At 37.6% G+C, this 14,100-nt stretch carries 10 protein-coding genes; 6 read left to right on the top strand and 4 right to left on the bottom strand.

Features of this window, described 5'->3' with window-relative positions; all coding sequences use genetic code 11:
- Window position 1 precedes the first annotated feature (1 nt).
- The gene (locus ABH966_RS20200) at window positions 2-1,303 is read right to left on the bottom strand and encodes a DEAD/DEAH box helicase (protein WP_370081547.1); all 1,302 of its coding nucleotides are present in this window, start codon (window positions 1,301-1,303) and stop codon (window positions 2-4) included.
- A 349-nt stretch (window positions 1,304-1,652) separates the two neighbouring features.
- Between ABH966_RS20200 and ABH966_RS20195 the strand changes: the two genes are divergently transcribed.
- Entirely contained in the window at window positions 1,653-2,708 is a 1,056-nt protein-coding gene (locus ABH966_RS20195) for a 2,3-butanediol dehydrogenase (RefSeq protein WP_370081545.1), read from the top strand.
- 277 nt (window positions 2,709-2,985) lie between these two features.
- Here the strand turns inward: ABH966_RS20195 and kdpC are convergent, their stop codons facing one another.
- Genes kdpC through kdpA form a run of 3 tightly spaced genes read right to left on the bottom strand, consistent with a single transcriptional unit; the run spans window position 2,986 to window position 7,409 of the window.
- Window positions 2,986-3,624: a K(+)-transporting ATPase subunit C gene (gene kdpC / locus ABH966_RS20190; protein WP_370081543.1), complete on the bottom strand. Its 639-nt coding sequence runs from the start codon at window positions 3,622-3,624 to the stop codon at window positions 2,986-2,988.
- A gap of 10 nt (window positions 3,625-3,634) precedes the next feature.
- Entirely contained in the window at window positions 3,635-5,698 is a 2,064-nt protein-coding gene (gene kdpB, locus ABH966_RS20185; protein ID WP_370081541.1) for a potassium-transporting ATPase subunit KdpB, read from the bottom strand.
- 16 nt (window positions 5,699-5,714) lie between these two features.
- On the bottom strand, window positions 5,715-7,409 hold the full coding sequence (kdpA, locus tag ABH966_RS20180) for a potassium-transporting ATPase subunit KdpA (RefSeq protein WP_370081539.1): 1,695 nt from the start codon (window positions 7,407-7,409) through the stop codon (window positions 5,715-5,717).
- A gap of 373 nt (window positions 7,410-7,782) precedes the next feature.
- Here kdpA and ABH966_RS20175 point away from each other — a divergent pair, with 373 nt between their 5' ends.
- The 5 genes from ABH966_RS20175 (at window position 7,783) to ABH966_RS20155 (ending at window position 13,887) form a co-directional block, all read left to right on the top strand.
- A complete protein-coding gene (locus ABH966_RS20175) occupies window positions 7,783-10,500 on the top strand; it encodes an ATP-binding protein (protein WP_370081537.1) in 2,718 nt (905 codons plus the stop codon).
- Window positions 10,501-10,657: 157 nt separating this feature from the next.
- Window positions 10,658-11,362, top strand: coding sequence for a response regulator transcription factor (locus tag ABH966_RS20170; RefSeq protein WP_370081535.1), 705 nt, complete (start codon window positions 10,658-10,660; stop codon window positions 11,360-11,362).
- Between the two features lie 131 nt (window positions 11,363-11,493).
- A complete protein-coding gene (locus tag ABH966_RS20165; protein WP_049663835.1) occupies window positions 11,494-11,721 on the top strand; it encodes a FeoA family protein in 228 nt (75 codons plus the stop codon).
- Window positions 11,718-13,697, top strand: coding sequence for a ferrous iron transport protein B (gene feoB, locus ABH966_RS20160; RefSeq protein ID WP_370081533.1), 1,980 nt, complete (start codon window positions 11,718-11,720; stop codon window positions 13,695-13,697). The genes ABH966_RS20165 and feoB overlap by 4 nt, the downstream gene beginning before the upstream one ends.
- 10 nt (window positions 13,698-13,707) lie before the next feature.
- Window positions 13,708-13,887, top strand: coding sequence for a FeoB-associated Cys-rich membrane protein (locus ABH966_RS20155; protein WP_370081531.1), 180 nt, complete (start codon window positions 13,708-13,710; stop codon window positions 13,885-13,887).
- The last annotated feature ends 213 nt before the right edge of the window (window positions 13,888-14,100 follow it).

The raw sequence follows: 14,100 nt of genomic DNA, 5'->3' as shown, positions 1-14,100 counted from the left end.
CTTATTTTTTACCGCGAGCTTTTAAACGACGTTCACGTTTTTTAATTTTTTCCATTTCCCATTTCATATTACGTTTGTAGCCTGGTTTTACTTTTTTCGGCTTACGTACTAATGACTTTGCTTTCGCATCGATTTCATTTTCATGCTTCACACGATTTTTACGTGCATGGCGATCTTTTAGTTCAGTCCATTCGCCATCTTTTACATCTTTTTGAACAAATGGAATACCCATTTTCTCAACACGTACTACTGCATCCTCATCTGATGGCTCAAACAACGTGATAGCAGTTCCTTTATTCCCTGCACGCGCTGTACGTCCCACACGATGAATAAAGAATTCTAAGTCCTCTGGAATTTCGTAGTTAATGACATGTGAAATTCCTTGAATATCGATACCACGTGCCGCAAGATCTGTTGCAACGATATATTGATAGTCCAATTCTCGAATTTGCTTCATCATCTTCTTACGATCACGTGGACTTAAGTCACCATGTATTTGACCACAGCGAATCCCGTTTTCATTTAAGTAGCCAGCAACGTGCTCTGCTGTTTTACGTGTGTTAGTGAAAATTACCGCTAAAAACGGATTGATTCCTTCAATGACTTCCAACAAACGTTTGTTACGTGATTTAGAACGCACTGGTACAAGCACAAAGTCAATTCCTTCTGCGACCGGGCGTTTATCGTTCATATGGACATGAACAGGTGCTTCCATATATTTTTTTAAGAAAGGCTGAAGCTTTTCTGGAATTGTTGCTGAGAATACAAACATTTCAAGGTTTTCTGGCATTTGGGAAGCAAAACCATCGATTTCCTCTATAAAGCCCATATCGAAGGCTAAATCTGCCTCATCGACAACTAAAATTGGTGCCGTATGCACAAATAACGCTTGCGCTGAAACGAGATCACGAATACGTCCTGGCGTTCCGACAACAATTTGTGGTTGCGTTTTTAACTTATCAATGGAGCGTTGCTTGTCCGTACCTCCAATAAATAGTTTCGCTTGAATAGTTGTTCCTTCAATTAATTGATTTAATGCATCAAAAATTTGTTGTGCAAGCTCACGTGTAGGTGACGTAATAACAGCTTGTACTTCCTGCTTGTCAGCATTAATTCGTTGCACAATAGGAATTAAAAAACTATGTGTTTTTCCCGTCCCTGTATGCGCTTGTCCGATTGCACTCTTTCCTTTTAATAGTAGCGGAATGATTTCCTTTTGAATCGGCGTTGGTTCTGTAAAGCCAAGTTTTGCAATTGCGTCCTGCAAAAATGGCTGAAAATTATAATCAGTATATTTTGACATAATTCGTTCCTCCTAACATCTTTCTCATTGTATCATGATTCAACTTTTAGGTATATTAACGTCCTATTATCTAAAGCATGAACATAATTGTATATTTTTATCATAGCTGTAGCGAAGCCCTTATCAAAGTTACTCGAAATACTGTGAATATGCAATAAAAAAAGCGCTAACCTTTGTTTTTTGATACACTTTATATTTATTATTTTGTCGACAAGCGGATAGCACTATAATGCTATTGGAAAAATCCAAGAATTAGTATTTTTTATGTCAATTTATTGTTAACTAATGCTTTGAAGAATTACCATATGTTACGATGAAAATGTAAGATACTAGAGGAGGTTGACTTATTATGAAAGCAGCAAGATGGTATAAAGCAAAAGATATCCGTGTAGAAAACATTGAAGAACCAGTAATTTCACCTGGAAAGGTAAAAATTAAAGTACATTGGACAGGGATTTGTGGTAGTGATTTACATGAATACGCAGCTGGCCCAATATTCATTCCTGTGGAACAACCTCACTATGTCAGTAAAGATATTGCGCCAATTGTTATGGGACATGAGTTCTCTGGTGAAGTAGTAGAAGTTGGCGAAGGCGTTACAAAGGTACAAGTTGGAGATCCTGTCGTTGTAGAACCTATTCTTGCATGTGGCGAATGTGCTGCTTGTAAAAAAGGGAAATATAATATTTGTAAGCACCTAGGATTCCACGGTCTTTCTGGCGGTGGCGGAGGTTTCTCTGAATATACAATGGTAGATGAAAAAATGGTACATAAAATGCCTGAGGGGCTTTCCTATGAACAAGGTGCACTTGTTGAACCAGCGGCAGTAGCATTACATGCAGTTCGTCAAAGCAAACTAAAAGCTGGCGATACAGCAGCTGTCTTTGGTACTGGGCCAATCGGTCTTCTTGTAATCGAGGCATTACGTGCAGCTGGAGCAGCCGAAATTTATGCGGTAGAGCTTTCCGCAGAGCGTGCTGCTAAAGCATTAGAACTTGGCGCTACGGCCGTTATTAATCCTAAAGATGAGGATGCAGTAGCTCGTCTACATGAATTAACAAATGGTGGCGTAGATGTTGCATTTGAAGTAACAGGTGTTCCTGTAGTATTACAGCAAGCTATTGATTCTACAACATTTGAAGGAGAAACAATTATCGTTTCTATTTGGGAAACTGAAGCTTCTATTCTGCCAAACAATATCGTACTGACAGAGCGTTCTGTAAAAGGGATTATTGCTTATCGCGATATTTTCCCAGCCGTTATGGAATTAATGAAACAAGGTTACTTCCCTGCTGAAAAACTTGTAACGAAACGAATTACTCTTGCTGAAGTCGTAACAGAAGGCTTCGAGGCACTAATGAAAGAAAAAAATCATATTAAAATCCTTGTAAATTCACAAGCTTAATTTATTTATAGCGACAGGTAGAGAAAACTAAGAAGCTTTTCTCTACCTGTTTTTATTTGTTAAATTTTTATCCCCCTATTGCTCATCATAATAACGTAGGGTTGATTTCCGTTCCGACTGGGCGATTTCCTGGGGGCGTCCGATGAGCCACTTCGCTTCGCTGCAGGGTCTCATCTGTGACGCTGATCCCCGAGGAGTCGCCCAGCCTCCACTCCAATCAACTTATATACATGGTAAACTTATTAACAAATGTCATCCCTAACTTTTGGTGATGAACCTATTTCTCATCCATTTTTTTTATAATATCTAGATTGGCCATTAGGTAGTTTACCTTATTTTCTCCAAAAGTTCCCAACGTCCGTTTTTCCGTATTTGCTGCTATAATTTTTTCAATCTCATCCTTCGCAAGCCCACTTGCTTGGGCAATTCGATCGACTTGTAATTCTGCAGCCTTCACACTAATATGCGGATCCAAACCTGAGCCTGAAGCGGTCATTAAATCAGCGGGTATGTCTTGTCGTTTTACGGATGGGTTTGCTAGTAAAAACTTCTCGATATCTGCTTCTATCCGTTTCTTTAATTCTGGATTGGATGGTGCATAGTTAAACGTTCCAGAGCTAACACCACTATAGTTCACCTGGCCATTTTCGTCTGGTATCGTATCCTCTTTCGTATAGACATTATAATTAACAGAGGAGACACGCCCCCAGAAATATTCCGGTGCAGTAAAAGCTTGACCGATTAATTCTGAACCAACAGCTTCACCATCTGCTTCTATTAAACTACCATTTGCTTTATGATGAAATAACCCTTGAGCTAATGCAGTTACTGCAAATGGGTATATAAAACCACATAAAACGAACATTGTCATTGTGATTAAAAATGCTTGCTTTGAATTCTCAAAAAGTTTTCGCATGTCCTTCCTCCTATAACCCAAACGTATGGAATAGTGGTCCAACTAGTAAATCAATCAACTTAATGCCGATAAAAGGAGCGATAATTCCGCCTACGCCATAAACAAGTAAGTTTTTATTTAATAATTTTTCAGCACTCATCGGCTTATACTTAACACCCCTCATTGCAATAGGTATTAATAGTGGTATAATCACTGCGTTAAAAATTAAAGCAGAAATTATCGCACTTGATGGAGAATTGAGATGCATAATGTTTAATGTCCCCATCTCTGGTACTGCGACCATAAGCATAGCTGGAATAATTGCAAAATACTTTGCGATATCATTTGCAATACTGAACGTTGTTAACGCACCTCGAGTCATGAGCAACTGCTTCCCTATTTCTACAACTTCAATAATTTTAGTAGGATTTGAATCTAAATCGACCATGTTCGCAGCTTCCTTTGCTGCATTTGTTCCTGAATTCATGGCAAGACCTACGTTAGCTTGTGCTAATGCAGGGGCATCGTTCGTCCCGTCACCAGTCATAGCTACTACTTTCCCTTGTGCCTGCTCATCTTTAATAACTTGAATTTTGTCTTCTGGCTTACTTTCTGCAATAAAACTGTCCACCCCTGCTTCCTTTGCAATAGCTGCTGCGGTTAATGGATTATCTCCTGTACACATGATCGTTTTAATACCCATTGCTCGAAGCTGATCAAAGCGTTCCTTAAGTCCGGCCTTTACGACATCCTTTAAGTAAATGACACCTAAAATTTTATCGTTTAACGCTACTACTAGTGGTGTTCCACCAACAGAAGATACTTGTTGAATCAGCTGTTCCAAATTTGTAGGAATGCTATGACCTGCTTTTAAGCTCTCTTTTTTTATCGTATCATAGGCTCCTTTTCGAATTTTTGTGCCATCCTTCATATCCATACCACTCATACGAGTCTGTGCGGTAAAGGGAATATGTTCACTTGACTTAATAATGTTTTCTTCATCGTTAGTATTCACCCCTAATTCACAAGCAAGTGACAAAATAGACTTTCCTTCCGGTGTATCATCTGTTAAAGAACTAAGCCATGCAGCTTGCATTAAATCTTTACTGTCCACCCCTTTTACTGGGAGAAATTCAGCTGCCATGCGATTTCCATAAGTGATAGTTCCAGTTTTATCCAAAATTAATGTATCTACATCTCCACATGCCTCTACGGCTCTTCCAGACATCGCAATAACATTAAACTGAGTAACTCTATCCATTCCTGCAATACCGATTGCCGACAATAATCCACCAATGGTTGTAGGAATTAAACAAACTGTAAGGGCAATTAATGTTGCGATAGAAATCGGTACATTTAAATAAGTTGTCATTGGATAGAGCGTCACAACAACTAATAAGAAAATAATCGTTAAGCTTACTAGAAGTGTATTGAGTGCTATCTCGTTTGGCGTTTTTTTACGACTGGCTCCTTCAATGAGCGTGATCATTTTGTCTAAAAAGGATTCCCCAGGCATCGAAGTAATTTCGATCATCAGCCAATCACTCGTAACCGTCGTACCACCTGTAACTGATGAAAAGTCTCCACCCCGCTCCTTTACAACAGGGGCAGACTCACCTGTTATCGCCGATTCATCCACAGTAGCAATTCCCTCAATAACTTCTCCATCATTTGGAATAACCTCTCCTGCCTGAACTAAAACAATGTCACCCTTTTTTAATTCATGTGCCTGTTTAAGTATTTCAGAACCATCACTAAGTAAGACACGAGCCTGTGTAACTGTTTTAGTATTTTTTAACGTTTGAACTTGTGCCTTTCCTCGGCCTTCAGCAATCGACTCAGCAAAGTTTGCAAATAGAATGGTTACAAAAAGAATGACCGCGACGATCGCATTATATAATCGATCATGTTCTCCTACTCCGCTACCAAACATATTCGGAAAGAGGGTTAATAACAGCACAAACATAAACCCAACTTCTACTACAAACATAACTGGATTTTTCAGCATATATAGTGGACTAAATTTCTTTAAAGCGTCTATAATCGAGCTTTTTAGCATATTGCCCGTAAGCAAACCTTTTCTTGCTGTTTCCATAGGTGTCTCTCCTTATTTATGAATAAAGTTGTAAATGCTCTGTAATTGGCCCGAGTGCTAATGCCGGTAAAAATGTAAGAGCACCAATCATTAAAACGATAGCAACAAGTAAAAATGTAAAAATAGTATTATCTGTTTTCAATGTTCCTACCGAGTCACTGTGAAACATTTTTTTCGCTAATAGAGACGCTATTGCGAGTTGAATAATGATCGTCAAATAACGTCCGAAGAACATGGCGAGCCCTGTCGTTACATTCCAAAATGTTGAGTTGTCAACTAATCCTTCAAAACCTGAGCCATTATTTGCTGAGGCAGACGCAAATTCATATAGTACTTGAGATAAACCATGTGCCCCTGGATTCGTTATGCCTGCTACACCTGCTGTTGTTGCAACTGCAAGCGCTGAAAATAATAGAATAATAGCAGGATGGATTAAAATACAAAGAGCAATTAGCTTCATTTCCTTCTCCTCAATTTTCTTGCCTAAAAACTGAGGTGTTCGACCAATCATCAAACAGGCGATAAAAATTGTTAGTAACACATACATCATCATGTTCATTAGGCCGACTCCCTTGCCTCCAAAGACAACATTTAGCATCATATTAAACATCGGTACAAGACCACCAAGCGGCGTTAATGTATCATGCATATTGTTGACAGACCCCGTTGTAAAAGCAGTGGTCACTGTCGTAAATAACGCTGATTGTGCCACCCCAAAGCGCATCTCTTTTCCTTCCATACTGCCAAGCTCCTGTGCAACTCCGAGCTCATTAATGATCGGATTACCCGCTCTCTCCGCAACATACACAGTTACCAATCCGACTAGGAATAGCGCACTCATTGCCACAAAAATGGCTAGCCCTTGCTTTCCAAAGATCGTTTTTCTTTTTCCATATGCAACCATTAAACTAAAGGCAACTACACAAGCACCTGGTAATAGCATCATAGATAGCATTTCCACAATATTAGAAATGACCGTTGGATTCTCAAAAGGTGTTGTTGAATTCGCCCCATTAAAGCCACCACCATTTGTTCCTACATGCTTGATAGATTCAAGAGAAGCTACAGGTCCAAGTGCAATATCTTGTAATTTACCTTCTATTGTTTGTACAGTTTTATTCGCACTCAAGGTTTGTGGTGTACCTTGAGATACTAAAATAATGGCCACAACAATAGATATAGGCATTAACACACGTGTGATAACACGCACAAAATCCACAAAGAAATTACCAATAGTGTCGGTTTTAGCAACAAGACGACGGCAGAACGCCATACAAGCCGCATAACCAGTAGCTGCAGATGTAAACATCATAAAGATAATGATTAGCATTTGTGATAAATAACTTAGTCCTGATTCGCCACTATAGTGCTGAAGATTTGTATTCGTCATAAATGAAATTATGGTATTAAATGAAAGTGTTGCTTCCATATTGTCAATCTCATTTGGGTTTAAAAACAACATAGCTTGAATTCGTAAAAGAACGTATCCAATAAACACCATAAAGGCGTTCGACAAAATTAATGAAAGTACATACTGTTTTCCCGTCATATCTATTTGCTTAATGCCACATAATTTATATATAACGGCATCAAATCTGTCCATTATTGGATCAAGCCATGTTTTTTGTTGCATTGTCACCCGAAATAAATAGTGACCAGTTAGAATAACGATTGGTAAAGAAATAATTAATACGATGGCGATTTGCCACATACCGCAATACCTCCTACAAGCCTATTAATAGTTTTCAGGATAAAGTAATGCATGCCCTAGATAACCGAAAAGGAATACAAGTACAATTCCCATAACAATCCACATTTTTTATTCCCCCCTTACTTTTCATCGACTAACTTGAAGCACCAAGCTGTTAATGCATATAGACTTGCAAAGCTTATGATGAGTAAGCCAATCATATAAAAGTCCATCAATCGAGCACCCTCCTTTATTTGGATGCTCTCATCATACTGACTTTCAAATTAATGTAGTGTTAGGAAATCGCTTTTCCTATTAAGAAACTATAAAGAGGGAAAATCTTAATACTTTCTTAATGGAAGATAACGCTATAATACAAATGAGGTGAAAGAGGATGGAAAATACACGTCCAACTCCAGAGACGTTTTTAGCGAGGCTTCAACAGGAAGAACAATTTGTAGGGAAGCTAAAGATCTTTCTTGGTTATGCTGCTGGAGTAGGTAAAACTTATGCAATGCTAGATGCAGCACATCAAGCAAAAAAACTTGGTAAAGATGTGGTAGTTGGCTTTGTAGAACCACATCCTCGTCCAGATACGTTAGCTTTACTCGAGGGACTTGAGCAAATCCCTACGAAAAAAATAATTTATAAAGGGAAACCTTTTCAGGAATTAGATATTGATGAAGTACTAAAGCGCAAACCGGAAATTGTCATTATTGATGAATTGGCACATAGCAATGTTCCAACGATGCGTCACAAGAAACGTTTTGGAGATGTAGAGGAATTACTTGCAAAGGGCATTCATGTCTATACAACCGTAAATATTCAACATATTGAAAGCCTACACGATATAGTAGAAGAAATAACCGGGATAAAAGTACGAGAGCGTATTCCAGATTATTTAATTGATCAAGCCGCACAAATAAAAATTGTCGATATTGAACCAGATGAGTTAATTCAACGCCTACAAGAAGGCAAAATTTATGTAAAACAACAAGCTGAAAAAGCGTTGCAATCTTTTTTTCGTAAACAAAATTTAGTATCACTTCGAGAAATTGCATTACGGAGAGCTGCAGATACGATTAACTATAAGCAGGTAAACAGCAACGAATCTATAAAGCATCATGTACAAATCGAAGAGCATTTACTTGTTGGTATTAGTAGCTCTCCTACGAATGCCAAGGTTATTCGAACTACTGCGAGACTAGCACAGGCATTACACGGGAAATTTACGGCTCTTTACGTTCAAAACGTACAGGAGCATGACAGGAGAAACGCAAATTCTGAACGACTTCAGCAACATATAAAGCTTGTTGAACAGCTTGGCGGCCATGTCGTAATTGTTCAGGAAGATGATGTAGCTGTTGCCCTTGCCAACTATGCACAAATTAGTGGTGTCACTAAATTAGTCATCGGTAGAACTAGCATGAGAAAAAAATGGTGGCGACCAAACACCAAAATTAGTGATCGACTCAATGAATTTGTGCCGAATTTAGCTATACATATAGTGCCAGATCAGGAAAACGAACAATTCTACTTCCCTACTGTAAAAAATAAGCTGTCATTTGAATGGCTTGACTTATTAAAAATGGCTGTAGTATTTGGCATAGTATCAGTTGTTGGGCTATATTTTTACACAATTGGTGTTAGCGACTCGAACATTATCACTATCTACATTTTAGGTGTTTTAATTCTTGCCATTTGGTCATCAGGATGGATGATGAGCATTATTAGCTCCATCATAGCAGTACTTCTTTTTAATTATTTTTTTACAGAACCGCGATTTTCATTTAACGCCTATCATCGTGACTATCCGATGACCTTTGTGATTATGTTCCTTTCAGGAGTGATTACAAGTAGCTTAACGAAAAAAATAAAGGAGCAAACCATTGTCGCTGTTCGTAAATCTTATCGAATGGAGGTGCTCCTTGATACGAATCGTAGGCTTCAACATGCTAAGTCAATAGATGAAATTATTACTGAGGGCATGTCACAAATCGTTAAATTAGTTGAAAAACCAGTACAATTTTTTGAGATAGAAAATAACTTAATTGTGAACTCTATTTTTTTCCGTACCGAGAGCATATCTAGTATTGAAAATAAGAAGATAGCTTCCCTCTTTGAGAATCCGAATGAGCATGGTGTAATAAGCTGGGTTATCAATAATAAGCATGTAGCAGGCGTATCCACCGATATATTTCCTGAAGTGAATGCCTACTATTTACCGGTTATTTCAAACGGGAGTGTTAAAGGCATTATCGGTATAGCCCTGTCAAAGCAATCACCCTTGCCTGCATTTGAGCGTAATATTTTGCATGCCATTATTAATGATTTTTCACTTGCACTTGATAAATGGTATTTGCAAAAACTCAATGCAGAAGTAGCTAGAGAAGCTGAAATGGAACAAATGCGAGCAAACCTTTTGCGCGCCGTTTCTCATGATTTAAGAACACCACTAACTGCTATTTCCGGTAATGCAGATATATTACTATCTAATGCACCTCTAATTCGAGAGGATGAAAAAAGCAAAATATATGAGGATATTTATAAAAATTCAAAATGGCTTGTACAAATGGTTGAAAACTTACTTGCTGTGTCTAAGTTAGAAGATGGACAATTTGCTATAGAGATGCAATTAGAGCTTGTAGAAGATATTATTCAAGAGGCACTAACGCATGTCGTTCGTCTAAACAATACACATGAAATATCCTATCATATTGAACCGGAATTTTTATTTGCTGTAATGGATGCGCGACTGATTATTCAAGTTCTAATTAATATTATTGATAATGCATTGACCTATACACCGTCAGGCAGTGTTATTACTATAAATGTCAAAGAATCTGAACGTTTCGTACACTTTAGTATTTCTGATGATGGACCTGGCATTGATGATGCTATAAAAACCAGCCTTTTTGAGCCATTTACTACCGGAAAAGTACAGCGTAGCGATAGCCGAAGAGGCTTAGGACTAGGCTTGGCTCTATGTCAAACTATTTTAAAATTACATGGTAGTGAAATAACAGTTTCGGATAATAGACCAAAAGGAACGATTTTTAATTTTTCACTAAAAAAAAGCCCTTTATCAAATGTTAGAGATAACATTTATTAAAACGTTCGTATAAGTTGATTGGAGTAGAAGCCAGATGACTTCTTGGAATCAGTGCCACAGAGAAGATCCGAAGCGGGCGCTCCCAGGAAAGCTCAAGTCGACAATGAAATCAACCACACGTTTATGGTGATGAGCTAAAAAGGAGTAATGAAATTCGATGAATAAACGAATTCTAGTAGTAGAAGATGATATAGCCATTGGCAATTTAATTAAAATGACATTAGCTACTCAGCAGTATGAATTTGACATTGCACGAGATGGTCATAGTGCTTTACAAAAGGCTCTTGCTATGAATCCAGACGTGATTATTTTGGATTTAGGACTACCCGACATAGACGGGGTAGAGCTTATAACGAAAATTAGAAGCTGGACTCAAACACCTATTATCGTAGTTAGTGCACGCGGAGAAGAGCACGATAAAATCAATGCTTTAGATGCCGGTGCAGACGATTATGTTACAAAGCCTTTCAGTGTTGAAGAGCTATTAGCCCGAATTCGAGTAGCTTTGAGAAGAATGTCATTTGAGCATCAGCTAGAAAGTGAACCCTCTGTCTTTGTAAATGGTCATTTACAAATAAACTACGCGGCAAATACAGTGTTTGTAAATGACAAAGAAGTACATTTGACGCCTATTGAATATAAGCTCTTGGTTATTTTATCAAAGCATGTCGGCAAAGTTTTAACGCATAATTTTATTTTAAAGGAAGTTTGGCATAATGCACTTCAATCGGATGTTCCAAGTCTAAGAGTTTTTATGGCTACTCTTCGAAAGAAAATAGAGGATAATCCAGCTAACCCAAAGTTCATCCAGACACATGTCCGCGTTGGTTACAGAATGCTTCGTTGTCACGATGAAGAATAATGTTTAATCTTACTTTAACTTTGCTATTCCAATATTACTTTCTACAGTAAACTTAATATTGATACACTAGATAAAAAATGATAAGATTTTTTTGATAATGATTATCACTCACAAGAAAGTAGGTAGATCTTATGAACCTTCACGCGGTTCAATTGGGGGAAAAAGTTAAAGTGAAAGATCTACAGCAAATTGACTCTCTTTTATGTAAACGATTAAATGCTTTTGGTATAAAAGAAGGCTGTCAAGTTTGTATGGTCCAAAAAGGATGGTTTTCTGGAGCTTGTATATTGGAATGTCAAGGACAAAAAATCGGGCTTAGAAAAAAAGATTTAATGGATATAAAGGTCGAACAAGTATGAGTAGATTAGCTTTAATAGGAAACCCTAATATCGGTAAAACATCATTGTTCAATACGTTGACAAATTCATATGAATACGTTGGCAATTGGAGTGGTGTAACCGTTGAAAAAAAAGTAGGACAAGTAAAAAAACTACAAAAAGAAATTATTGATTTACCTGGTGTATATACGCTTAATCCGATTTCAAGAGATGAAAGTGTTGTTACTTCATTTTTACTTGAAGATCAGGTAGATGGAATTTTAAATATTATCGATGCTTCTAATTTCGAACGAAATATGCAATTAACAGTAGATATACTTGAACTTAGAAAGCCTGTTTTCATCTGTTTAAATATGATTGACGTAGCGAAAAAGAAAGGCATTTCAATTGATGTCGAAAAATTACAGAGTTCTTTAGGAGTACCTGTTATTCCAATAAGCGCTCGTACTGGTAAAGGTGTCGAAGGTATTTATACTGCTATTCAGGCCTCCGATCGTACTCAACAACGTTTTACATTAACCTATGATGACTTAATTGAAGAAGGCATCTCAAAAATTGAAGCATTGTTACAGCATGTTCCTGAAGAACAAAGAAGATGGTGTACGATTCAATTTTTAATAGGAAATGAAGCCGTTGACGCTTATTTGAAAGAAAAGGAATACTTTGAAAAGCTAGATGCAATGCGCAATGCTTTAGAAAAGCAAATTGGTGAACCATTAAATAAAGCTATTGCTAAAAAACGTGATTTATATATTTCTAGCATCAACAGCAAAGTAATTATACAAGAGAAAAGTGAAACACAATGGTCAGAGAAAGTTGATAAAATTCTAACACATCCAATTTTGGGTGTTCCGATTTTCTTAGCGCTTATGTTTTTAATGTTTCAAGCAACGTTTGCATGGATCGGTACCCCACTTTCTGATTTCCTGGATGGCATTGTAGGAGGCCCTCTTACAGATGCTGTTACTCAGGGCTTAGAAGCTATTGGTGCAGCTCCTTTTATTGTTCATTTAATATGTGATGGGATCATTGCGGGTGTTGGCGGTGTTTTAGTTTTCATTCCACAAATCTTTGTACTATTTTTCTTTATTTCACTATTAGAAGATTCAGGTTATATGGCGAGAATTGCCGTTGTCATGGATCGCCTTATGGAATTTTTCGGTTTAAACGGCAAAGCGTTTATTCCGATGATTGTAAGCTTTGGATGTAATGTTCCAGGTGTAATGGCGGCGAGAACAATTGAACAGCCGAAAGAACGATTATTAACAATTCTTGTTGCGCCGTTTATGAGCTGCTCAGCAAGGTTACCTGTATATGCTTTGTTCGGTGCAGCATTCTTTACTCAACATCAATCGTTAGTGGTATTCTCCCTATATGTAATGGGTATAGTGGTAGCGCTTATTGTGACAAAAATATTATCAATGACGATTTTGAAAAATGAAACTTCAGTTTTTATTGTTGAATTACCAGCCTATCATGTACCACAGCTTAAAACACTTTGGCGTTCTACTTGGGAAAAAGGAAAAGGATTTTTCCGCAAAGCTGGTACTATTATCTTTGCCGGCTCCGTTATTATTTGGCTTCTTTCTTATTTAGGACCACATGGCGCTAATGTCAATATGGATGACAGCTTTTTAGCAATGATCGGTGGCGCTTTTGGTGTGTTGTTTATCCCACTAGGCTTTGGAACATGGCAAGCCGGTGCATCCCTTATTGCTGGATTCCTGGCAAAAGAAGTAATTGTTTCAACAATGGCGATTATTTATAGCGTAAGTGAAGGTGTCTTATCCTCTACAATGACAACTCATTTTACTGCTTTAAGTGCTTATACATTCTTGGCCTTTGTTTTACTTTATATGCCTTGTTTAGCCACAGTAGGCGCAATAAAAAGGGAAACACAGTCTGTGAAATGGACTTTATTTGCAACCATTTATCCATTTGTTGTAGCTTATCTTATTGCACTTATGATTTATGGCATTGGGAATTTATTCATGTGAGGTGTAAAGAATGAGTTTATTGATTAATATCTTAATCGGTTGTATTATTTTTGGCTATGCTGGTATTACTTTATATAAGAGCATTAAGAAGCAGAAGAAGGGCAAATGCGCATCATGCTCATTACAGAAAAGTTGTTCTTCTAACACTTGCGTCCCCCCTTCTCAACTGAAAGATTTTACTACTAAATAAATAGAGCGAGGTATTTCCAAACTGTTAATTCGTTGGAAATTATCTCGCTTTTTTTTGCACTTTTATACATGGAGGGTAGGAATTTTGAAATGACATTTTGCTAAAACGTATACCATTGGATAAGTTGATTGGAGTGGAGATTGGGCGACTCCTTGGGGATTAGCGATTCAGAGGAACGAAGGCTAAAACCATCACGTCCTGTGATAACGCCTT

Origin of the sequence: Lysinibacillus sp. RC46 (genome assembly GCF_041262385.1) — a bacterium.
Taxonomy (GTDB): domain Bacteria; phylum Bacillota; class Bacilli; order Bacillales_A; family Planococcaceae; genus Lysinibacillus.
This window is presented reverse-complemented; position numbering and strand designations above follow the sequence as displayed.